Source organism: Pseudomonas sp. Root569 (assembly GCF_001427465.1).
GTDB classification, from domain to species: domain Bacteria; phylum Pseudomonadota; class Gammaproteobacteria; order Pseudomonadales; family Pseudomonadaceae; genus Aquipseudomonas; species Aquipseudomonas synxantha.
Genome location: NZ_LMGQ01000004.1, coordinates 141031 through 162784 on the forward strand (window position 1 = coordinate 141031; position 21754 = coordinate 162784).

Sequence of the window (21754 nt, forward strand, 5' to 3'; positions counted from 1 at the left end):
ATGACCGAAACGACCCTTTCCCGTGAGCAGTGGCTGGCCAAGGCCGGTGTATTGTTGATTGTCGATGATGTATTGCCGCCTTCGGGGCCGGTGGCCAAGGGCGGCACGCCCACGGTGAAACCCAAGGAGCTGGGGCTGTTTATCGCCGTGAACGATGATGGCCTGGTGTATGCGTTCAATGGCCATGTGGACCTGGGTACCGGCGTGCGTACGGCATTGGCGCAGATCGTCGCCGAAGAGCTGGACCTGGGCATGGACCAGGTGAGGATGGTGCTGGGCGATACCGCGCGTGCGCCGAACCAGGGCGCGACCATTGCCAGTGCGACCTTGCAGATTTCCGCTGTGCCCCTGCGCAACGCAGCGGCAGAGGCGCGACGCTTTTTGCTGGCGCGGGCGGCAGGACGCTGGGGCGTCAGTACCGCCAGCCTCAAATTCGAGGCCGGTGTTATCCACGCCGCCGATGGGCGCACCACCACCTATTCCGAGTTGGTCAGCGGCCAGCATGACCAAGTGCGCATCAGCGGCAACGCGCCGCTCAAGGCCACCGCGGACTACCGCCTGGTCGGCCAGGATACGGCCCGCGTGGACATCCCCGGCAAAGCCACCGGCGAGCTGACCTACGTGCACGACATGCGCGTGCCGGGCATGCTCCATGGCCGGGTGGTGCGCCCGCCGTATGCGGGGCTCGACTGTGGGGAGTTTGTCGGCAATAGCCTGTTGAGTGTGGACGAAGCCTCCATCGCCCATATCCCCGGCATCGTCGCGGTGGTGGTGATCCGGGATTTTGTCGGCGTAGTAGCGTTGCGCGAAGAACAGGCGATCAAGGCTGCCGCCGAGCTGCAGGTGCAATGGAAACCGTGGGCTCACGCGGCGCCGGATATGCGCGACGTGGCGCAGGCCATTCGCGCTAACCAGCGCGTGCGCCGCACCGTGCTTGATCAGGGCGAGGTCGACGCCGCCCTGGCCACTGCCAGCCAGCGTATGCCGCGCACTTACCTGTGGCCCTACCAGATGCACGCCTCCATCGGCCCATCCTGCGCGGTGGCGGATTATCAGGACAACGGCAGCCGCGTATGGTCCGGCAGCCAGAACCCGCACCTGCTGCGTGCCGACCTGGCCTGGCTGCTGGAATGCGATGAAGCCCTGATCGAGGTGATCCGCATGGAAGCCTCCGGCTGTTACGGGCGCAACTGTGCCGACGATGTGTGCGCCGACGCCTTGTTGTTGTCCCGGGCGGTGGGCAAGCCAGTGCGCGTGCAATTGACCCGTGAACAGGAACATCTATGGGAGCCCAAGGGCACCGCGCAATTGATGGAGGTGGACGGTGGCTTGAACGCCGATGGCAGCATCGCCGCCTATGACTTCGAAACCAGCTACCCGTCCAACGGCGCGCCGACCCTGGCACTGCTGCTGACCGGCCGCGTCGAACCGGTGGCGGCGATGTTCGAAATGGGCGACCGCACCTCGATCCCGCCTTATGACATCGACAATATGCGCGTAACCATCAATGACATGGCGCCTATCGTGCGGGCCTCGTGGATGCGTGGCGTGTCGGCTTTGCCCAACACCTTTGCCCACGAATCCTATATCGATGAACTGGCCTTCGCCGCCGGCGTCGATCCGGTGGAATACCGCCTGCGTTACCTCAAGGACCCGCGCGCCATCGACTTGGTGAAATCTACCGCCGAACGCGCCGCCTGGTCCCCACGCACCGCGCCGATGCAAACCGCCAGCGATGACCACCTGTTACGTGGCCGCGGCTTTGCCTATGCGCGCTACATCCACAGTAAGTTTCCCGGCTTCGGCGCGGCCTGGGCCGCATGGGTAGCGGACGTGGCCATCGATAAACACACCGGCGATGTATCGGTGACGCGGGTGGTGATCGGCCATGACGCAGGGATGATGATCAACCCGGCGGGAGTTGAGCATCAGATTCACGGCAATGTGATCCAGTCCACCAGCCGTGTGTTGAAGGAGCGGGTGACCTTCGAGGAATCCACAGTGGTGAGCAAGGAGTGGGGCGGTTACCCGATCCTGACCTTCCCCGAGGTGCCGAAGATCGATGTGCTGATGATGCCGCGCCAGGACCAGCCGCCCATGGGCGCCGGTGAATCGGCGTCGGTACCCAGTGCGGCGGCGATTGCCAATGCGATCTATGACGCCACCGGTATTCGTTTTCGCGAGTTGCCGATCACCCCGGAGCGAGTACTGGCGGCATTGAATGCCGGCACCTTGGCTGAGCCGGCCAAGTCGCCACAAAAACGCCGCAAATGGTGGTTCGGCGCGCTGTTCGCGACTCTCGGAGCACTGCTGGCCACGGCTTGGCCGTTGCACAGCGAAATCGCGCCTATCGCACCGCCAAGCCCCGGCACCTGGTCCAAAGCCACCCTGGAGCGCGGGCGCCTGCTTGCGGCGGTCGGCGACTGCGCGGTGTGCCATACGGCGCCGGGCGGAGCGCCCAATGCCGGCGGCCTGGCAATGCAGACGCCGTTCGGCACCTTGTACAGCAGCAACATCACCCCGGATGTGAACACCGGCATTGGCGCCTGGTCGTACCCGGCATTCGAACGGGCAATGCGTGACGGCATCGGGCGCGACGGGCGTAACCTGTATCCGGCGTTTCCCTATACGGCGTTTCGCAATATCAACGAGGCGGACATGCAGGCGCTGTATGCCTACCTGATGTCCCAGGCGCCGGTCAGCCACGCACCAACGCCGAACGCGATGAAGTTTCCGTTCAATTTCAGACCCTTGATGGCGGGGTGGAATGCACTGAACCTGAGGCGCGGCGAAATCACCCCGCAGCCTGAGCGCAGTGAACAATGGAATCGCGGCAATTATCTGGTCAATGGCCTGGGACACTGCGCCGCGTGTCATTCGCCGCGCAACCTGATGGGGGCGCAAAAGGGCGGCAAGGCATTCCTCGCCGGCGGTGTGGTAGATGGTTGGGAAGCCCCGGCGCTGACGGGGTTGTCCAAGGCCCCGACGCCATGGACCGAAGACCAGCTGTTTACCTATTTGAGCACTGGCTATTCCGACGCCCATGGTGTGGCGGCGGGCCCGATGGGGCCAGTGGTGAGCGAATTGTCGAAGCTGCCGAAGGCGGATATTCGTGCGATGGCGGTGTACCTGGTTTCGCTCAATCACGAAGCAGCAGCGCCGGCACAGGTCGCAGCAGCGGCTGTATCGAATCTGAACGGCCGACGCGTCTTCGAAGGTTCATGCAAAGCCTGCCATGCCGATGGGCTGGGGCCGAAACTGTTTGGGGTCAGCCCGTCATTGGCGACCAACACCAATGTGTTCAGCGACCAGCCGGATAATTTGATCAAGGTGATTTTGCAAGGCATCCCCCAGCCGGCGACCCGCGACCTGGGGTATATGCCGGGGTTCAAGGACAGCTTGTCGAATACCCAGGTGGCGGATCTGGTGGCCTACTTGCGCGGGCAATTTGCGCCGAACGCGCCACAGTGGCAAGGGCTGGAACAGAAGGTCGCCCACTTGCGTGCCAACCCCGGCAGCCATTGATTGTGCGAGGGGGCGGTGGCGCAGCGATTCGACTTGCCCCCCGATGGCAGTAGTTCAGTTAATAAAACCCTCGGCTGACACACTGTCAGGCATGACGCCGCGCAGCACCAGGTCGGTGATAAATGCCAGCCAATCCTGCTGTTGGCCTTTGTTCGACAGGTCTTCACCCAGGAACGAACTGAGGGTATGGCGGTTGGAGTTGTAGAAGTAGCACAGCGAAGCAATCATCAAGTACACATGCTTGAGGTCGATGTCCTGGCGAAACACGCCCTGGGCCTGGCCGGCCTCGATGATCGGGCGCAGCACGCCGACCGCCTCACCGGACAACCGGCGCATTTCGCTGGACTGCCGGGCATGCTTGCCCTGATGCAGGTTCTCGATACTCAGGATCGCCACGAATTCGGGATGCTTGACGTAATAGTTCCAGATAAACGCCACCAGCTCGCGCAGGGCCTGGGCCGGTGCCGCAAGGTCCAGCTTGAGCTTGCTCTCGGCCTGGTTGAACTGCTCGTAGATATGCTCCAGCACGCAGGTGAACAGTCGTTCCTTGCTGCCGAAGTAGTAATAGAGCATGCGGTCGTTGGAGTCTGCGGCCTTGGAAATGCTGTCGACGCGCCCGCCGGAATAGCCGTCGCGGGTGAACACCTTGACCGCCGCCTGCAGGATGCGCGCCCGCGTCTGGTCGGCCTGTTGGGCGCGGATACCACTCTTCTTGATCGCCATCTATAGGGCCTTGCTAGACACTCAGGGCGCGAAATATAGCATGGGCTTTTTCGGGCCCGTTCTACCACCGACAGGTTCTGTAATAAAAACGCCATTGCGCTGGGGAATAAATCCGCGAGGGGCTATTTTGGTGCATCTCAATAACCAGAGTAGCCATGGATGAAATACCTACCTTTGAGCCGCACCTTGATTGCCACGGTGCTGGTGTTGACGCTCAGCGGCGTGCAAGCCGCGTCACAGGCCCCGGTCGCCGGTGAAAATGGCATGGTGGTGACGGCCCAGCATCTGGCCACGCATGTTGGCGTGGATGTACTCAAGGCCGGGGGCAACGCGGTGGACGCGGCAGTGGCCGTAGGCTACGCGCTGGCCGTAGTGTACCCGGCGGCGGGCAACCTCGGCGGCGGCGGTTTCATGACTGTGCAACTGGCCGACGGGCGCAAGACCTTCCTCGACTTCCGCGAAAAAGCCCCGCTGGCGGCGACTGCCGATATGTACCTGGACAAGGCCGGCAACGTGGTCGAGGGCCTGAGTGCCAAAGGCCATCTGGCGGTTGGCGTACCGGGCACCGTTTCCGGCATGGAACTGGCCCTGAGCAAATACGGCACGCTCAAGCGTGACCAGGTGATAGCCCCTGCGATCAAGTTGGCGGAAAACGGCTTTGAACTGGAGCAGGGCGATATCGACCTGTTGCATACCGCCACCGGCGAGTTCGAAAAAGACCAGGATTTGCGCGGGATCTTCCTGCACAACGGCCAACCGCTGCAGGTGGGCCAGAAACTGGTGCAGAAAGACCTGGCCAAGACCCTCAGGGAAATCTCCGCCAAGGGCACCGACGGGTTCTATAAAGGTTGGGTGGCCAAGGCCCTGGTGGACTCCAGCCAGGCCGGCAAAGGCATCATTACCCAGGCCGACCTCGACAAGTACAAGACCCGCGAGCTGGCGCCCATCGAGTGCGATTACCGTGGCTACCACGTGGTGTCGGCACCGCCACCCAGCTCGGGCGGCGTGGTGATCTGCCAGATCATGAACATTCTCGAAGGCTACCCGATGGCCGATCTGGGCTATCACTCGGCCCAAGGCCTGCACTACCAGATCGAAGCGATGCGCCATGCCTATGTGGACCGCAACAGCTACCTGGGCGACCCGGATTTCGTGAAGAACCCGATCGAACACCTGCTCGACAAGAACTACGCGGCGAAACTGCGTGACGCCATCGAGCCGCACAAGGCCGGGGATTCCCAGGCGATCAAGCCGGGGGTGTCGCCCCATGAAGGCAATAACACCACCCACTATTCCATTGTCGACAAGTGGGGCAACGCGGTTTCGGTGACCTACACCCTCAACGACTGGTTCGGTGCCGGCGTCATGGCGAGCAAGACCGGGGTGATCCTCAACGATGAAATGGACGACTTCACCGTCAAGGTCGGCGTGCCGAACATGTACGGGCTGGTCCAGGGTGAGGCCAACGCCATCGCGCCGGGCAAGGCGCCGCTGTCGTCGATGAGCCCGACCATTGTCACCAAGGATGGCAAGGCGGTGATGGTGGTCGGTACGCCGGGGGGTAGCCGCATCATTACCGCTACCTTGCTGACCATCCTGAATGTCATCGACTACAAGATGAACATCCAGGAAGCCGTGGATGCACCGCGCTTTCACCAGCAATGGATGCCTGACACCACCAACCTGGAGACCTTCGCCGTCAGCCCGGACACCCAGAAAATCCTCGAAAGCTGGGGCCACAAGTTTGCCGGCCCCCAGGATGCAAATCACCTGGCGGCGATCCTGGTGGGGGCGCCGTCCCTGGACGGCAAGCCGGTGGGCAACAACCGCTTCTATGGGGCGAACGACCCACGACGTAATACGGGCTTGTCCTTGGGGTATTAAAGGAACATCCGGGTCCCTTCCAGGCTCTACCCCAAGAGCCCTGGAAGAGGATCCAAGCCGATGAAAGCGCTGAAAATCGCCACCTTCAACATCAACGGTATCCGCGCGCGCCTGCCTAACTTGTTGCACTGGCTGCAGCGCGAGCAACCGGACATCGTCTGCCTGCAGGAACTCAAGGCGCCGCAAAGCCTGTTCCCCTATGCCGAGTTTGAAACCGCCGGCTACGGCGCGATCTGCCTGGGCCAGGCGTCGTGGAATGGCGTGGCGATCCTGGCGCGGGATGCGCAGCCCTTGGAAAGCCGGCGTGGTTTGCCCGGCGATGACAGCGACACCCAGAGCCGCTATATCGAAGCGGCAGTGCATGGCGTGTTGGTCGGCTGCCTCTACCTGCCCAATGGCAACCCGCAACCGGGTCCGAAATTCGACTACAAACTGGCCTGGTTCGAGCGCCTGATCGACTATGCCAAGGCCCTGCAAGCCAGTGAGCATCCAGTGTTGCTGGCGGGGGATTTCAATGTGGTGCCCACCGACCTGGACATCTACAACCCGCGGTCCTGGCTCAAGGATGCCTTGTTGCAGCCCGAGAGCCGTGCCTGCTACCAGCGATTGCTGGAGCAGGGCTGGACCGATTCCTTGCGCCACCTGTATCCCGAAGAACGTGTCTACACCTTCTGGGATTACTTCCGCCAGCACTGGCAGAAAAACTCCGGCCTGCGTATCGACCACCTGTTGCTCAACCCCGCGCTCGGGCCGTACTTGAAAGACGCCGGCGTCGATGCCTGGGTCCGCAATGAAGCCCACGCCAGCGACCACGCGCCGACCTGGATTCAGCTGGGTACGCGCAAAAAGCGCTAACCTTCGCGAATCAATCCAAGGGCCTCGGCCTTGTTCAGCGGATGCTGCATATGCTGGGACAGGCGTGCCATCGCCTGCGGGTATTCGCAGGCGACCACGGCTTGCACCTGATCGTCATGGCAGAGCAGGGCGATGAAGTGGTGTTGCTGCAAGTCGCCTTCGATGTGCAGGCGGTTCCAGTGCTGTCCATGGCCGAGTACCTCGAAGGTCTTGCCGAAGTGGTAGGTCCAGAAGAAGGGCACGTCGGCGTAGGCCTGGGCGGCGCCGAGCATGTTGCGTGCCGCCAGCACCCCCAACTGCTGGGCCAGGCGCCAGTGTTCGATGCGTGTTGGCTGATGGTTCCAAGGGAAGGTCAGGTTATCGCCGGCAGCCCATAACCCAGGGGCGGCTTGCAGGTGGTGATCGGCCAGCAGCGACTGGTCCTCGGCTTTACTGACACCCTCGATAAAACCCGTGGCAGGCGTTACGCCGACACCGATCACCACCAGATCGGCAGCCAGTCGTTTACCGTTTTTCAGCAGTACCGTACCGACCGCGCCGTGGCCGTCCAGGCTCACCGGCTCGGTATTGCTGTGGAAGATCACGCCATTGTCTTCATGCAACTGTCGCAGGGCGCCGCCGATGCGTCGGCCCAATTGCGCGGCAAGTGGAACGTCATGGCGGCTGACCACTTGCACCACCAGGCCGCGCTGGCGCAGGGCCGATGCCGCTTCCAGGCCGATGAAGCTGTCGCCGATGATCACTGCGCAGGCTGCCGACTCTGCGGCCGCGTCGATGCGTGCGGCATCTTCGCGGCTACGTAGCACGAAGACGTTGCTCAGCACGGCCCCGGGAATATCCAGTGACTGCGGCTGGCCGCCGGTGGCAAGCAGCGCAGCGTCGTAGTCGAAGTGGCGGCCGTCGGCCAGTTCGATGCGTTTGGCAGCGGCATCCAGGCGCTGCACCTCACCCTGGATACCGAGGGTGTCGAAGGGCGCGTCTTCCAGCAGGGGTGGCGTATCCTGCGGCGCCATTTGCCCTGCGATCACGAATTTGCTCAAGGCGGTGCGGTCGTAGGCCGGCGCCGATTCGCGGTCGATCCACAGCAGGCGCCCAGTAAAACCCTCGCGGCGCAAGGTGGCGACCGCTGCGGTACCGGCCGCTCCCGCGCCGATCACCGCGAAGCAACGCGAGTCATCGACCACGGCGGAGGGTGCAGGGTCAACTGGCGCGTCACCGACACTGACCACACCATCGCGAACCTGCACCGGATATTGCTTGAGCGCCACTAAGGCTGGCGGTTCGAGCACCGCCCCATTGGCCACGGCAAAGGTTGCCTTGTGCCAGGGGCAGACGATGCGGCCTTGGCAGATAACCCCTTCTTCCAGTGGCGCGCCGGCATGGGGGCAATCGGCCTGGAAGGCGCGTACCTGGCCTCCACTGCGTACCAGTAACAGCGGGTGCGCCGCCGTTTCGACGCGAACGCCACGGTTCTCGGGCAAATTGATCAGGCGGGCAACGATGCGCATATTCATAGGCCAGTCTCCTTTGAAAGGTTGACTGGCGGTCACAGCGATGGACTGCGTTGACCCGACGGTCGGTGCAGGTGGCGGTGCGTTGCTATGCGGGTTGGGCGAGCAGTCGCTCTACTGCAGCGAATGCCGCCGTGCGGCGGTCTTGCCAGCTTCCGCGAATCACCAGCACCGGCTGTCGATGCTGCTGCATCCAGTCCAGGCTCGCCTGAAAAAACGCGCGGCGGTCTTCAAGCTCCGGCTGGCAGCGCTGGCCGTCGGCGCACCATTGCACATCCTCGGGAGAGAGCAGCAGGTGCAGGTCGTAATGCCGGGCCAGCAGTTCGCTGTCGAGCCAGCCGGGGTAGTCGCCGAACAGGGTCTGGCTCCACAGTTTGTTGGCCAGCAGGTGCGTGTCGAGCACCAGCAGGCCAGGGCGTTCGGCGCGGGCAGTGTCTTCCCATTCCAGCTGGCCACGGGCAATCGCCGGGATATCCGCCAGGCAGGTGTCACGCTGATGGTGATCGATGAAATAGCGCACGTACTCGCCGACCATCAGCCCGCCGAAGTGTGCGTGCAACTCGGCAGCCAGCCAACTTTTACCACTGGATTCCGGGCCTGCCAGCACTACCACCTTCATGGCTGTAACGCCGGGTCGGCGCGCCATTCACGCCAGCCTTGCACAGCGATGGCGGTGAACAACGCGTAGAGCGCGGCGGTGAGGTAGAGGCCTTTGTAGAGGAAGAGCCCGACGAATATTACATCCACCACAATCCACAACGGCCAGCACTGCAGGCGTTTTTGCGCCATCCACATTTGCGCCACCAGGCTGAAACCGGTAAGGGCCGCGTCGAGCCATGGCTGTGCGGCGTCGGTCCAGTGGGCCATGGCGGCGCCGAGCAACAGGCTGCCAACGGTGCCCACGGCCAGGCTGGTCATGATCGCAGGTACCCCCAGGCGGGTGACCTGGCGACCCTGCCTGACCTTGCCGGCGCGGGTCCACTGCCACCAGCCATAGACTTGCAACGCGGCGTAGACCACCTGCAGCAGCATGTCGGAGTAGAGTTTTACCTCGAAGAATACCCAGGTGTAGAGCAGCACCATCACCAGGCCGATGGGCCAGCACCAGGGGTTCTGCTTGACCGTCAGCCAGACAGCGATCACCCCCAGGGCGGCGGCGAACAGTTCAAGCCCGGACATGGTGGATCCTTGGGAAGTGGGAGAGGGCGGTGATTGTACCTAGAGGCCAGCGATCTTCAAACTTGCGTGCAATGGGCATACATCGCACCGCCCCTCCCACAGTTGCCGGCGCTAGATTCGGAATTGGCGCAGCAACCCATCAAGCTGCTCACTCAGCCCACGCAACTGCCCACTCGCCACGCTGGATTGTTCCGCCGCCAGCGCCGTGCTGTGGGACAACCCTGCGGCCTGGGTGACGTTCTGGTTGATATCTTCGACCACATGGGCCTGTTGCAGGGTGGCGCTGGCAATCGAGGCGTTCAAACCGTTGAGGTTGTGCAGCGCCTGGCCGATGGCGGTTAGGCTGGCCCCCGCCTGGCCGGCCTGCTCGATGGTCAGTTGCGAGGCGCTGTGGCTGTCGCTGATGACCTTGACCGCCGCTTCCGAGTGACCTTGCAAGCGCTCGATCATTGCCTGGATTTCGGCGGTGGATTTCTGCGTGCGCTGGGCCAGCAGGCGCACTTCATCGGCGACCACCGCAAACCCACGACCCTGTTCGCCGGCGCGGGCGGCTTCAATGGCGGCATTGAGGGCGAGCAGGTTGGTCTGGTCGGCGATGGAGCGGATCACTTCCAGGACGCCGCCGATCTGAGTGCTTTCGCTGGAGAGCGTGCGAATCACCTCTACGGCCTGGCTGATGGTGCTGGAGAGCTGATCGATCTGTTGCAAACTGCCGTCGATGTTGACCTGGCCCTGTTGCGCCTGGGCTTGGGCATCGCGCATTTCGCTGGCGGCATGTTCGGCATTCTTCGCCACGTCCTGCACGCCGTAGGTGACTTCATTGATAGCGGTAGCCACCAGCTCCATCTGCTGCGATTGCTGCTGGCTGCGGTCGTGGGCCTGGCTGGCGTTGTGGCCGAGCTCCGTGGACGACTGGCCCAGGGCGGTCGCGCATACCTGCAATTGGCCGACCACCTGGCGCAACTTGGCGGTGAAGCTGTTGAAATGCCGGGCCAGTTGGGTGAGCTCGTCGCTGCCGTGGGTGTCGAGGCTGCGGGTCAGGTCGCTTTCGCCGCTGGCGATATTGCCCATGGCGTTCACCGCCGCCTGCAACGGCTGCACGATACTGCGGGCAATCAGTGATACCAGCAGCCCCATGACCAGCACGATGCCCAGCACGATGAACGAGGCTTTCCACACCTGAGCGTTGAATTCGGCCTGCACATCATCCACATAGACGCCGGAGCCGATAATCCAGCCCCAGGGTTCGAACAGCTGGATATACGAAGTTTTCTCCACCGGTGCTTCGGCCCCAGGCTTCGGCCAGCGGTAGTTGACGATACCGGCGCCCTTGGCCTTGGCCAGGCTCACGAACTCGTTGAATACGGCAAAGCCGTCCGGGTCGCGAATCGCCGAGAGGTTCTGGCCATCGAGCTTGGGGTTGGCCGCGTGCATGATCATCACGGGGGTGAGGTCGTTGATCCAGAAGTAATCATCGTGGTCATAGCGCAGCCCGCGCACTGCGCTGAGGGCTTGCTGCTGCGCGGCATCACGGGTCAGTACGCCGGTCTTTTCCAGGTTCTGGTAATAGCTGAGCACGCCGCTGGCGGTCTGCACCACATGCTGGGTCTGTTGGCGCTTGGCCTGGTAAAGGTCGCCACGGATCTGGTTGAGCATCAGCAGCCCCAAGGCCAACAGCATCAACACGGCGACTATCAGGATCAGCCAAAGGCGGCGGCTGATCGACATGCTGCGCAAACTGTTCATCGTCCTGTCACTCCATGCTCTTTATAATTGTGGTGCTGCTTCGAGATTTCCGGCGTGTCTGATAGGCTTTCGGCCCGGAATCGGAAAACCTGAGTACTGCCTGATTTTTCACGGAATTTTTGCAGACCGGCGTTGAGAATCAACCGCGGGCGCTTGAGTGCGCTCGTCGTCAGTGAACTTTAAAAAAACTTAAGAGGCATGCCCCGCGCGTGACCTTTGGAGACAGCATGGATTTTTGGACCGCCATACAGGCATTGATTCTCGGCATCGTCGAGGGGCTGACGGAGTTCCTGCCGATCTCCAGCACCGGCCACCAGATCATCGTCGCCGACCTGATCAATTTCGGCGGCGAACGTTTCGAAGCCTTCAATATCATCATCCAGCTCGGTGCGATCCTCGCGGTGGTCTGGGAGTTTCGCCGCAAGATCCTCGACGTGGTCATCGGCCTGCCGACCCAGCCCAAGGCCCGGCGCTTCACCGTCAACCTGATCATTGCCGTGTTGCCGGCGGTGGTATTGGGGGTGATTTTTGCCGACCTGATCAAGCACTACCTGTTCAACCCGATCACCGTCGCCACCGCCCTGGTGGTGGGGGGCGTGATCATGCTGTGGGCCGAGCGCCGCCAGCACGCGGTGCGCGCTGAAACCGTGGATGACATTACCTGGAAAGACGCCCTCAAGGTCGGCCTGGCCCAGTGCCTGGCGATGATCCCGGGTACTTCGCGCTCCGGTGCGACGATTATCGGCGGCCTGCTGTTTGGCCTGTCGCGCAAGACCGCCACCGAGTTTTCGTTCTTCCTGGCCATGCCGACCATGGTCGGTGCGGCGGTGTACTCGGGCTACAAGTACCGTGACCTGTTCCAGCCGGCCGACCTGCCGGTGTTCGCCATTGGCTTTGTCACCTCGTTCATTTTCGCGATGATCGCGGTCAAGGCATTGCTCAAATTCATCGCCAGCCACAGCTACGCAGCGTTTGCCTGGTATCGGATCGCCTTCGGCCTGGTGATCCTGGCGACCTGGCAGTTCGGCTGGATCGACTGGACAGCGGTCAAGCCATGAGCATCCAGCACCCACGCCTGAAAGCATTTATTTTTGTGCTGCTGTGCGCCGCGCCGCTGTTGGGCTCGGCTTTGCTGTGGTATCGCGGTGAGACGGTGATCCCGTTAGCGGCATATGGCGTGGTCAGCGTGGTGGCGTTTTTCCTGTACTGGAGCGACAAGCGCAAGGCGCAGACCGAAGGCTGGCGCACCCCGGAAAACATCCTGCATGCCGTCGAGCTGGCAGGCGGTTGGCCGGGTGGGTTGATCGCCCAGCAGGTGTTCCGGCACAAGACGCGCAAGGTGTCCTATCAGGTGCTGTTCTGGGTCATCGTGCTGTTGCACCAGGTGTTCTGGTTGGATCAGCTAGTGCTGGGCGGTACGCTGTTGTCGATTTTGTAGGGACCTGCTCAACGCACTGGCACGCATTGGAATAATAAGAATGTCATGCTCTGATTCATTGCTACGCCACTCGGCGACTGAGCTTGCGACGCTGATCCGGCAACGCAAGCTCACCTCCACGGCTGTTGTGTCGGCCTATCTCGCCCGCATTGAAGCGCTCAATCCACCGATTAACGCCCTGGTGCAAGTGCGCACGCAGGCGGCGCTGGCCGATGCCTGGTCGGCGGATCGTGCACTGGCTCAAGGCAACTGCCGGGGCCCGCTGCATGGCGTGCCATTTACCGTTAAGGATGTGTTCGATACCCAGGGCGTGATATCGGCAGTGGGCCTGACTGATCGGGCTGACTATTTGCCGGAGCAGGACGCCGTGGTGGTCACACGCATGAAGGCCGCCGGTGGCATTCTGCTGGGTAAGAGTAACTGCCCGCCGGGTGGTGGCGGTGGGGTGACCGACAACCCTGTCTACGGCGCGACGCGCAATCCCCATGCGCTCTCCCATGGCCCTGGCGGCAGCAGCGGTGGCGAAGCGGCGGCGATTGCCGCAGGCCTCTCACCCTTGGGGCTGGGCAGTGATTCCGGCGGCAGCCTGCGGGTGCCCGCGCATTTTTGTGGTATCTGCACGTTGAAGCCCACCAGCGGCCGAGTTCCTAATACCGGCGTTTTTGATCACCCAGGCGGTTTGAGCGACCCTCGCAGCCAGATCGGCCCGATGGCCCGGCATGTGGACGACCTGGCGCTGGTGCTCCGGGTGATTGCTGGTGAGGATGGGCGCGATTCAGGGGTAATTCCAATGCCCCTGCACGATGCGCCCGTTCACGGCGTCAGCGGCTTGAAGATCGCGTGGTACAGCGACGGCGGCATTGAGCCCGTTGACTCGATCACCGAGGCCATGCTGCAGGCTGTCGCCGGTCACCTGGAAAGCGCAGGCGCGTTGGTTCACACGGCTTTTCCCTCGGTACTGAGTAGCGCTCGCGGTATAACCGAGCGTTATTGGTCGATGAGCGCGGGAACGGGCGCGCAGTCCGTCCAGTTGTTATCAGACTGGGACCGGTTTCGCAGTGCCATGCTGGAATTCATGGCGAGCTACGACCTTATCCTGTGCCCGGTCGACGCCGCCGCGGCGCCACGCCTGGAAGAGCTTCGGCCAGGGCTGTTCAACCATACCTTGCCCTACAGCCTGGTCGGCTGGCCCTGTGTAGTGGTGCGTGCGGGAACGGATGCCGGGGGCCTGCCGTTGGGCGTGCAGATCGTCGCTCGGCCGTGGCACGAGCACCTGGCGTTAGCAGCGGCGCGCGTCATTGAGCGGGCGCTGCCGTTCACACCATGTGTCGTCGCCCAGTCAGCCATCTAGCCTGAGCCCGACCTGGGTGCGCTTGGGCAGCTTGCTCACCACCAATTGGTGGGAGCGCTGCAACAGGCCGCGCAGCTCGTCGGCGCCCAGCGGGTAGGGCGTGTTCATGATGATCCACTGTGCTCGGGCCAGATAAGGCGCCGGGTGGATGCCCGGGCGGTCGACGTGGCCCAGGAACAGGTCCTTGTCCACTTTGAACGCCAGCGATTCACCACGCAGGTTCTGCAGGGCGAACATCTTGTTGCCGGCAATCGAGAACACGCGCACGCCGCCCCATTTGTAGTCTTCCCGCGCACCAGGCAGGCCCAGGCAGAACGCGGCGACTTGTGCTTCGCTCAGGCTCATAGCAAACGGTCTCCACAGCCTTTGAAGCCTTCTTCCAGGTAGTCGATCCAGGCGCGGATGGCTGGCAACACACCACGTCGATGCGGGTACACGGCTTGCAACCAGCCGCCCGGCAATGACCATTGCGGCAGCAATTGCACCAGGCGGCCACTGGCCAGTTCTTCCTCGCAATACATCATCGGCAGCACCGTGAAGCCCAGACCCATGATGGCGCTGGCCTTGCGCACGATAAAGTCTTCGATGCCCAGCCGGGCCTCCATCACCAGGTCGTAGGGGTTGCCCTGAGGGTCGAGGATGCGCTGATGCACCATGCGATCCGCCTCAAGTGCACCAAGTACGGGCAGTTGCCTGAGGTCGTCGAGGGTATGTACCTGCCGCTCACGCATCAGCGCGGGGCTGGCGACCAGTACGGTCTGGGCCTGGCGCAGGCGCTTGGTCACCAGCAGCGGGTCTTCATCGCCCAGTTCGCGTACGCGCAGGGCCACGTCAATGCCTTCGGCCACCAGGTCGACGCGGCGGTTGACCAGGGTCATATCCAACTGCACCAACGGATGCGCGGCAAGAAACCCGGCCACCAGTTCCGGCAGGATGTGTTGGGCCAGGCCCACCGGGCAACTGACCCGCAGGCGCCCACGGGGCTCGCTGGACATGCTCGCCACGGCCTCATCGGCCATCTCCGCTTCCAGCAACATGGCCTGGCAATGGCGCAAGTAGCGCTCGCCGACGGCGGTCAGCGTCAGTTGCCGGGTAGTGCGTTGCAACAGGCGGGCGCCCAGGCGTTCTTCTAATTCGGCGATGCGCCGTGACAGCCTGGATTTGGGAATCCCGAGTAGCCGCCCGGCCGCAGCGAAACCGCCGGCTTCGACGACTTTGGCGAAATAGTAGAGGTCGTTGAGGTCTTGCATGCTGGGCCTATTGTCCTGTCAGTGGGACAAACTATCGCATTTTAGCTGGCTTATCGACCATTGGTTTCATGCGTAGCATCACCACCATCTGATCGCCACTGTCGATCCCACCTCGGAGATCCACCATGAAACTACTGCATATCGATTCCAGCATCCTCGGCGACAACTCCGCTTCCCGCCAGCTCAGCGCCGGTGTGGTCAAGGCGTGGCAAGCGGCTGAACCGGGCGTGGAAGTGACTTACCGTGACCTGGCCAGCGAAGGCATCAACCACTTCTCCGGTGCCACCCTGGGCGCATTGGGTACGGCCGAAGAACTGCGCGATGCGGCGCAAAAACACGAGGCTGAACTGAGTGCAACGTCGCTGGCTGAATTCCTGGCTGCCGATGCCGTGGTCGTGGGTGCGCCGATGTACAACTTCACCATTCCTACCCAGTTGAAAGCCTGGATCGATCGTATCGCGGTCGCCGGCCAGACCTTCCGCTACACCGAAGCCGGCCCGGAAGGCCTGTGCGGCAACAAGAAAGTCATCATCGTCTCCACCACTGGAGGCTTGCATGCGGACCAGGCCTCGGGCGCCGCCCATGAAGGCTACTTGAAGCTGCTATTCGGCTTTTTCGGCATCACCAATATCGAAATCGTTCGCGCCGAAGGCCTGGCCTACGGTGATGAAGCTCGCAGCAAAGCGTTGAGCGATGCCAACGCGCGCATCAACCAGCAGTTGTTCGCAGCTGCGTAAGGCTTTTGTAAATAGCATCTTTCCCGGTTTCATTCTGAGGCCGGGCGCCTAAACTCTGTATTCTGATCGCCTGAACGCGAGCGGAGTACGGAGTTTTTTTGTTTATGGCCCAGGTTATGCAACCATTGCTCCAATACCCTGGGCTTTTATTCGCCATGCCGGTTTTTGCGCAGCAAAGGTGGACGTCCCCATGATGCGTCTTTGTGCTGTTTTGGCTCTCTCCCTGCTCGGCGGCCTGTTTTCAGTGCATGCCGCCCCGGCACCGCACCCCCATTGGAGTGTGGGCTTTCATCGCATGAGTGTGCTCGACCCGCTGGATTCGCAGCCGATGAAAGCCATTGCGTTTTACCCTTCCACCGAGGCCGAGCACACCACGCCACTGGGCGCGTATCAGGTCGCCGCCAGCGAAGATTCCAAGGTCGCCATCGGCCGTTTCCCGATGCTGATGCTGTCCCATGGCAATACCGGGACGCCTTTGGCCTTGCACGACCTGGCTACTTCCCTGGCACGCAAGGGGTTTGTGGTGGTGGCAGTGCTGCACCCTGGCGACAACTACAAGGACCACAGCCGCCTGGGCACCGTGAGCAACCTGTATGGCCGGCCGATCCAGATTTCCCAGGCCATTACCGCCGCGCTGGCCGACCCGATGCTGTCGCCTTTCGTCGATATTGATCAGATCGGCGTCATCGGCTATTCAGCCGGTGGCGAAACGGCGCTGATCCTCGCGGGCGCCAAGCCTGATTTCGAGCGCCTGCGCCGCTACTGCCAGCAACGCCCCGAGGACCGCGATGCCTGCACCACCAACGGCGAGCTGGTGGTCGACCGCGATGACTTGCAGCCCCAGGCCGACCCGCGTATCCATGCCCTGATGCTGATGGCGCCGCTGAGCCTGATGTTTGGTCGCCATACCCTGGCGGACGTGCACGTGCCGGTGCTGCTCTACAGTGGCGACGGCGACCAGTTGGTGGCGGTGGACAAGAACGCCGCCGCCCTGGCGCGTAAGCTGCCGCAGCCGCCGGATTTCAAGCTGTTGGCCGGGGCAGGGCACTTTGTGTTCATGGCGCCGTGTGACAGTAATCAACTGGCGACGATGCCGGCGATCTGCACCGATGCCGATGGGGTTGACCGGGAAGGTATCCATCGCGACATGGTCTCCGAGGCCGGGCGCTTTTTCAGCCATACCCTCGGCGAGGTGACCCGCGCCGGCTTGCAGACCGCTGATCAGTAGGCGCGGCGCCTGAGCAGTACGGTGAGGGCGAGTGCACTGACCGACAGCAAGGCCGCGCAGAAAAAGATCCAGCCGTAGCCGAGGTTCAACGCCACGGCGCCCATCAGCGGTCCGGCAATCGCCAGGGCCAGGTCGAAAAATACCGCATAGGCACTCAACCCCGCACCGCGGCTGCTGTCCGGCACCTGCTTGATGGCCTCCACCCCCAGCGCCGGGTACACCAGCGACAAGCCAAAGCCAGTCAGGCCGGCGCCGATCAAGGCCGCGCCGGTGGACGGCGCCAGCCACAACAGGGTCAGGCCCAGGGTTTCGATGAGCATGCAGCCGATGGCGGCGGTGAACCCGCCAAAGCGGCTGATGGCGGAGATAAACACCAGGCGCGACAGGATAAAACACACGCCAAATACCGTCAGGCAGTACGCCGCACCGGTCCAGCCACGATTGAGGTAATACAGAGTGATAAAGGTTGTCAGCGTGCCATAGCCGATCGAGGCCAGGCACAGGCTGGTGCCGAACGGTGCGATTCGCCCGAACACCGCCCAGAACGGCAGCCGCTCACCGCGCACCACGGGCACTGAAGGCTTATTGCGGATCAGCACCAGGCCCAACGCCGCCAGCACTGACAGCGCAATACCGAGGCTGATGTAGCCATATTCCGCGACCATCACCACGCCTAATGGCGCACCAATGGCAATGGCGCCGTAGGAGGCGATACCATTCCAGGAAATCGAACGCGCGGTATGTTCGACGCCTACCGCGCCCATGCACCAACTGATGGTGCCCACGCCGATCAGGCCCTGGGCCACGCCCAACAACAAACGGCCGACGATCAGAATCCCCAGGCTCAAGCTCGGCAGGCTTTCCAGCAGCGTGGCGATAAAGGTCAGCACACCACTGATCAGGATGCCGGCCAAACCCAGCACAATCGCGCGCTTGGTGCCGACGTTATCCGACATCCGCCCGGCCATCGGGCGGCTGAGCAGCGTGGCCAGGTATTGCGAGCCAATGGCGATACCGGCCACTACCGCGCTGAAACCCAGTTGTTCATGCACATAGCCTGGAATCACCGCAATCGGCAGGCCGATGCAGATAAAGGCGATGAAGGTATAGAAGACGATGGAGACGATCTGCAGGGTGATCGACAGGGAGGAGGGGGAGGCAGACATGGCACTCGTTCGCTGGCGGGCGGTACGGCCATGATGGCATAACCCGCTATCAAATGCGGGGGGGGCTTGCCCCCTCCCACATTTGGACCTGCTTTTTTCTTGCAGCCAAGCGCTGTTCTTAGAACACCACGCCCTGGCTACGCAGGTAGTCGTCATAGGTGCCGCTGAAGTCGATCACGCCGCTCGGGCTCAACTCGATGATGCGGGTGGCCAGGGACGATACGAACTCACGGTCATGGCTGACGAAGATCAGCGTGCCCGGGTAGTTCTCCAGCGCCAGGTTCAGCGCCTCGATGGATTCCATGTCCAAGTGGTTGGTCGGTTCGTCCATGATCAGCACGTTTGGCTTTTGCAGGATCAGCTTGCCGAACAGCATGCGGCCTTGCTCGCCACCGGAGATCACCTTGACCGACTTGAGGATCTCGTCGTTGGAGAACAGCATGCGCCCCAGGGTGCCGCGGATCACTTGCTCGCCCTGGGTCCACTGGCCCATCCAGTCGAACAGGCTCATGTCGTTTTCGAAGTCACTCGCGTGATCCTGAGCGTAGTAGCCCAGTTCTGCAGCGTCGGTCCACTTGATGCTGCCGGCATCCGGGGTCAGTTCGTTGACCAGGGTACGCAGCAGGGTGGTCTTGCCGATGCCGTTCGGGCCGATGATCGCCACGCGCTCGCCGGCTTCAACCTGGAAGCTGAAGTCCTTGAACAGCGGCTTGCCGTCAAAGCCTTTGGCCATACGCTCGACGATCACCGCCTGGCGGTGCAGCTTCTTGGTCTGTTCGAAACGGATGAACGGGCTGACGCGGCTTGAAGGCTTGACTTCGGCCAACTGGATCTTGTCGATCGCCTTGGCACGGGAGGTCGCCTGCTTGGCTTTCGAGGCGTTGGCCGAGAAGCGGCTGACGAAGGATTGCAGTTCGGAGATCTGCGCTTTCTTCTTGGCGTTGTCCGACAGCAGTTGCTCGCGGGACTGGGTCGCCACGGTCATGTACTCGTCGTAGTTGCCCGGGAACAGGCGCAACTCACCGTAGTCCAGGTCAGCCATGTGGGTGCACACGCTGTTCAGGAAGTGACGGTCGTGAGAGATGATGATCATCAGGCTGGAGCGCTGGGTCAGGATGTTTTCCAGCCAGCGGATGGTGTTGATGTCCAGGTGGTTGGTCGGTTCGTCGAGCAGCAGCACTTCCGGGTCGGAAAACAACGCCTGGGCCAGCAATACGCGCAGTTTCCAGCCAGGGGACACTTCGCTCATCGGGCCGAAGTGCTGTTCCAGGGGAATGCCCAGGCCCAGCAACAGCTCGCCGGCGCGGGATTCGGCGGTGTAGCCGTCCATCTCGGCGAACTCGGTTTCCAGCTCGGCCACGGCCATGCCGTCGTCTTCGCTCATTTCCGGCAGCGAGTAGATACGGTCGCGCTCGGCCTTGACCTTCCACAGCTCCTCGTGGCCCATGATCACGGTGTCGAGCACGGTGAATTCTTCATAGGCGAACTGGTCCTGGCGCAGTTTACCCAGGCGCACATTCGGCTCCAGCATGACCTGGCCGCCGGACGGGTCAAGGTCGCCGCCGAGGATTTTCATGAAGGTCGACTTGCCGCAACCGTTGGCACCAATCAAGCCATAGCGGTTGCCGGCGCCGAACTTGACCGAGACGTTCTCGAAGAGCGGCTTGGCGCCGAACTGCATGGTGATGTTAGCTGTGGAGATCAATTACTTTACCTATCAATGGGTTGCGAGCGTGACGGCAGGTGCCTTCAGGCATGCGTCAACAGCGACATCAAGGCGCGAAACCCGGTCGCTGAGCGGAAAATTTTGGATGTGTGTTGGAATTTGGCGCGCATTGTCGCATATGTCAGGCAACAGTTGTATGGCGAGCGAAGGATGGTTTCGCCAACGTCTCCGGCACGGCCAGCCATAACAGCAGCAACGCAATGCCTGCCACGCCGGCCAGCGTCAGGAAAGCCGCGTTGTAGCCAGCCTGCTGCACTACGAAACCGGCCAGGCTGTTGCTCAGCGCCGCGCCCAGGCCGAACACGGTGGAGAGGGCGCCCAGGCTGACGTTGAAGCGCCCGGTGCCTTGGGTCAGGTCCTTGACGATGACAGGGAACAGCGCGCCGAAAATACCGGCACCGATGCCATCTAGCATTTGCACTGCTACCAGCCAATAGGGGTCGCTGGACAGGGTATAGAGCACGCCGCGCAGCGGCAGGATCAAAAAGCCAGCCAGTAACAGTGGCTTGCGCCCCCATACATCGGCCTTGAGCCCTACCAGCCAGGCCATCGGCACCATCACCAACTGCGCAGCGACGATGCAGGCTGAGGTCAGCGGTGTCGCCATCTGCAGGTTGATCTGCGCCAACTTCTGGCTGACCAGTGGCAGCATCGCGGCATTGGCAAGGTGAAACAGCGCGCAGCAGACGGCGAACAGCAGCAGCGGGCGGTTGGCCAGCAGGACTTTCAGGCCCGAGGGCGGCTCATGGTCGTTGTGATGGGCGGGGTCGAAGCCGCGGGCTACCTCATGATCAATCGCCTTGGCCGGCACGCAACTCACGGCGATGACACTGGCCACTGCCATAAACGCCATCAGGTAGAACACCACCACTGGCCCATACAGATACGCCAGGCCTCCGGCCAGCAATGCGGCCACGGCGTTGCCTGCGTGGTTAAAGGTTTCGTTGCGCCCGGTGCGCGATGTAAAGGCACGGGGGCCGGTGATGCCAAGGGAGATGGCGCAAATGGCCGGGGCAAATACAGAGGCGGCTACGGCGCTGGCGGCTTGGGTCAGCGCCACCCAGCCAAATGAACTGACGAAGGGCAGCAGCAGGCAACTGGCGGTCACCAGCAGCGCGGCGATGGCAATCACTGCACGCTTGCTGCGCGTTCGGTCGATCAACGCCCCCGCCGGGCCCTGGGTGATCAACGCGGCGATGCCAGCCAGGGTCATGACCACGCCGATACTGGCGGGGTCCCATTTATGGACCGCCAGCAGGTAAATCGCCAGGTACGGCCCGAGACCGTCGCGCACATCCGCGAGGAAGAAGTTCAGGCTGTCCAGGGATAAGGCAATGCGCAGGTCTGAGGGATGGGCCACGGTGCGTTCTTCGAGAGCGGCGTCCGGGGGCCGAACACACGTTGGGGTAATGACCTGCAAGCTCGACGATAAGTT

18 protein-coding genes are annotated in these 21754 nt (G+C 62.4%); 8 read left to right on the forward strand and 10 right to left on the reverse strand.

What is annotated here, in order from left to right:
• Entirely contained in the window at positions 1 to 3525 is a 3525-nt protein-coding gene (locus tag ASD70_RS05550) for a molybdopterin cofactor-binding domain-containing protein (protein ID WP_056845938.1), read from the forward strand.
• Between the two features lie 54 nt (positions 3526 to 3579).
• Here ASD70_RS05550 and ASD70_RS05555 read toward each other — a convergent pair whose 3' ends face one another.
• Complete coding sequence (locus ASD70_RS05555) at positions 3580 to 4248, reverse strand: TetR/AcrR family transcriptional regulator (protein ID WP_056845873.1); 669 nt, start codon at positions 4246 to 4248, stop codon at positions 3580 to 3582.
• A gap of 159 nt (positions 4249 to 4407) precedes the next feature.
• On the opposite strand from ASD70_RS05555, the gene ggt reads away from it, so the two are divergent.
• Both ggt and xth read left to right on the forward strand, forming a co-directional pair.
• Positions 4408 to 6132: a gamma-glutamyltransferase gene (gene ggt, locus ASD70_RS05560; RefSeq protein ID WP_056845874.1), complete on the forward strand. Its 1725-nt coding sequence runs from the start codon at positions 4408 to 4410 to the stop codon at positions 6130 to 6132.
• A 60-nt stretch (positions 6133 to 6192) separates the two neighbouring features.
• A complete protein-coding gene (xth, locus tag ASD70_RS05565; RefSeq protein WP_056845875.1) occupies positions 6193 to 6987 on the forward strand; it encodes an exodeoxyribonuclease III in 795 nt (264 codons plus the stop codon).
• Here xth and ASD70_RS05570 read toward each other — a convergent pair.
• The 4 genes from ASD70_RS05570 to ASD70_RS05585 form a co-directional block, all read right to left on the reverse strand.
• Positions 6984 to 8501 carry an FAD-dependent oxidoreductase gene (locus ASD70_RS05570; protein WP_056845876.1) on the reverse strand — a complete coding sequence of 506 codons (1518 nt, stop codon included), beginning with the start codon at positions 8499 to 8501 and terminating at the stop codon, positions 6984 to 6986. The genes xth and ASD70_RS05570 overlap by 4 nt on opposite strands.
• Before the next feature lie 85 nt (positions 8502 to 8586).
• The gene (locus tag ASD70_RS05575) at positions 8587 to 9117 is read right to left on the reverse strand and encodes an AAA family ATPase (RefSeq protein ID WP_056845877.1); all 531 of its coding nucleotides are present in this window, start codon (positions 9115 to 9117) and stop codon (positions 8587 to 8589) included.
• Complete coding sequence (gene pnuC / locus ASD70_RS05580) at positions 9114 to 9677, reverse strand: nicotinamide riboside transporter PnuC (RefSeq protein ID WP_046068001.1); 564 nt, start codon at positions 9675 to 9677, stop codon at positions 9114 to 9116. The genes ASD70_RS05575 and pnuC overlap by 4 nt, the downstream gene beginning before the upstream one ends.
• A gap of 111 nt (positions 9678 to 9788) precedes the next feature.
• Positions 9789 to 11423 carry a methyl-accepting chemotaxis protein gene (locus tag ASD70_RS05585; RefSeq protein WP_056845878.1) on the reverse strand — a complete coding sequence of 545 codons (1635 nt, stop codon included), beginning with the start codon at positions 11421 to 11423 and terminating at the stop codon, positions 9789 to 9791.
• Between the two features lie 227 nt (positions 11424 to 11650).
• Between ASD70_RS05585 and ASD70_RS05590 the strand changes: the two genes are divergently transcribed.
• From ASD70_RS05590 to ASD70_RS05600, 3 genes are read left to right on the forward strand one after another with little or no spacing between them, the layout of a single operon-like run.
• Positions 11651 to 12481 carry an undecaprenyl-diphosphate phosphatase gene (locus ASD70_RS05590; RefSeq protein ID WP_046068003.1) on the forward strand — a complete coding sequence of 277 codons (831 nt, stop codon included), beginning with the start codon at positions 11651 to 11653 and terminating at the stop codon, positions 12479 to 12481.
• On the forward strand, positions 12478 to 12861 hold the full coding sequence (locus ASD70_RS05595) for a DUF1294 domain-containing protein (protein ID WP_046068004.1): 384 nt from the start codon (positions 12478 to 12480) through the stop codon (positions 12859 to 12861). Before ASD70_RS05590 ends, ASD70_RS05595 begins: the two co-directional genes overlap by 4 nt.
• Before the next feature lie 40 nt (positions 12862 to 12901).
• On the forward strand, positions 12902 to 14212 hold the full coding sequence (locus ASD70_RS05600; protein WP_056845879.1) for an amidase: 1311 nt from the start codon (positions 12902 to 12904) through the stop codon (positions 14210 to 14212).
• Here ASD70_RS05600 and ASD70_RS05605 read toward each other — a convergent pair.
• Complete coding sequence (locus tag ASD70_RS05605; RefSeq protein ID WP_046068006.1) at positions 14201 to 14557, reverse strand: MmcQ/YjbR family DNA-binding protein; 357 nt, start codon at positions 14555 to 14557, stop codon at positions 14201 to 14203. The genes ASD70_RS05600 and ASD70_RS05605 overlap by 12 nt on opposite strands.
• A complete protein-coding gene (locus ASD70_RS05610; RefSeq protein WP_056845880.1) occupies positions 14554 to 15462 on the reverse strand; it encodes a LysR substrate-binding domain-containing protein in 909 nt (302 codons plus the stop codon). The genes ASD70_RS05605 and ASD70_RS05610 overlap by 4 nt, the downstream gene beginning before the upstream one ends.
• Before the next feature lie 125 nt (positions 15463 to 15587).
• On the opposite strand from ASD70_RS05610, the gene ASD70_RS05615 reads away from it, so the two are divergent.
• Together ASD70_RS05615 and ASD70_RS05620 are read left to right on the forward strand one after the other, a co-directional pair.
• Positions 15588 to 16199, forward strand: coding sequence for an FMN-dependent NADH-azoreductase (locus ASD70_RS05615; RefSeq protein ID WP_046068008.1), 612 nt, complete (start codon positions 15588 to 15590; stop codon positions 16197 to 16199).
• 190 nt (positions 16200 to 16389) lie between these two features.
• A complete protein-coding gene (locus ASD70_RS05620) occupies positions 16390 to 17427 on the forward strand; it encodes an alpha/beta hydrolase family protein (RefSeq protein WP_046068009.1) in 1038 nt (345 codons plus the stop codon).
• Here the strand turns inward: ASD70_RS05620 and ASD70_RS05625 are convergent.
• From ASD70_RS05625 to ASD70_RS05635, 3 genes are all read right to left on the reverse strand, one after another.
• On the reverse strand, positions 17421 to 18593 hold the full coding sequence (locus ASD70_RS05625) for an MFS transporter (protein WP_046068010.1): 1173 nt from the start codon (positions 18591 to 18593) through the stop codon (positions 17421 to 17423). The two genes, ASD70_RS05620 and ASD70_RS05625, sit on opposite strands and share 7 nt — an antisense overlap.
• Positions 18594 to 18711: 118 nt before the next feature.
• Entirely contained in the window at positions 18712 to 20298 is a 1587-nt protein-coding gene (locus ASD70_RS05630) for an ABC-F family ATPase (RefSeq protein ID WP_080944606.1), read from the reverse strand.
• A 142-nt stretch (positions 20299 to 20440) separates the two neighbouring features.
• A complete protein-coding gene (locus ASD70_RS05635; RefSeq protein WP_056845881.1) occupies positions 20441 to 21679 on the reverse strand; it encodes an MFS transporter in 1239 nt (412 codons plus the stop codon).
• Positions 21680 to 21754: the final 75 nt, after the last annotated feature.

What these genes read in the sequence shown, in the direction of transcription:
- ASD70_RS05590 (WP_046068003.1), top strand. Translation starts at nt 11,651, where the DNA reads ATGGATTTTTGGACCGCCATACAGGCATTGATTCTCGGCATCGTCGAG.
- ASD70_RS05615 (WP_046068008.1), top strand. Translation starts at nt 15,588, where the DNA reads ATGAAACTACTGCATATCGATTCCAGCATCCTCGGCGACAACTCCGCT.
- ASD70_RS05595 (WP_046068004.1), top strand. Translation starts at nt 12,478, where the DNA reads ATGAGCATCCAGCACCCACGCCTGAAAGCATTTATTTTTGTGCTGCTG.
- ASD70_RS05625 (WP_046068010.1), bottom strand. Translation starts at nt 18,593, where the DNA reads ATGTCTGCCTCCCCCTCCTCCCTGTCGATCACCCTGCAGATCGTCTCC.
- ASD70_RS05550 (WP_056845938.1), top strand. Translation starts at nt 1, where the DNA reads ATGACCGAAACGACCCTTTCCCGTGAGCAGTGGCTGGCCAAGGCCGGT.
- ggt (WP_056845874.1), top strand. Translation starts at nt 4,408, where the DNA reads ATGAAATACCTACCTTTGAGCCGCACCTTGATTGCCACGGTGCTGGTG.
- pnuC (WP_046068001.1), bottom strand. Translation starts at nt 9,677, where the DNA reads ATGTCCGGGCTTGAACTGTTCGCCGCCGCCCTGGGGGTGATCGCTGTC.
- ASD70_RS05570 (WP_056845876.1), bottom strand. Translation starts at nt 8,501, where the DNA reads ATGAATATGCGCATCGTTGCCCGCCTGATCAATTTGCCCGAGAACCGT.
- xth (WP_056845875.1), top strand. Translation starts at nt 6,193, where the DNA reads ATGAAAGCGCTGAAAATCGCCACCTTCAACATCAACGGTATCCGCGCG.
- ASD70_RS05605 (WP_046068006.1), bottom strand. Translation starts at nt 14,557, where the DNA reads ATGAGCCTGAGCGAAGCACAAGTCGCCGCGTTCTGCCTGGGCCTGCCT.
- ASD70_RS05600 (WP_056845879.1), top strand. Translation starts at nt 12,902, where the DNA reads ATGTCATGCTCTGATTCATTGCTACGCCACTCGGCGACTGAGCTTGCG.
- ASD70_RS05555 (WP_056845873.1), bottom strand. Translation starts at nt 4,248, where the DNA reads ATGGCGATCAAGAAGAGTGGTATCCGCGCCCAACAGGCCGACCAGACG.
- ASD70_RS05585 (WP_056845878.1), bottom strand. Translation starts at nt 11,423, where the DNA reads ATGAACAGTTTGCGCAGCATGTCGATCAGCCGCCGCCTTTGGCTGATC.
- ASD70_RS05575 (WP_056845877.1), bottom strand. Translation starts at nt 9,117, where the DNA reads ATGAAGGTGGTAGTGCTGGCAGGCCCGGAATCCAGTGGTAAAAGTTGG.
- ASD70_RS05610 (WP_056845880.1), bottom strand. Translation starts at nt 15,462, where the DNA reads ATGCAAGACCTCAACGACCTCTACTATTTCGCCAAAGTCGTCGAAGCC.
- ASD70_RS05620 (WP_046068009.1), top strand. Translation starts at nt 16,390, where the DNA reads ATGATGCGTCTTTGTGCTGTTTTGGCTCTCTCCCTGCTCGGCGGCCTG.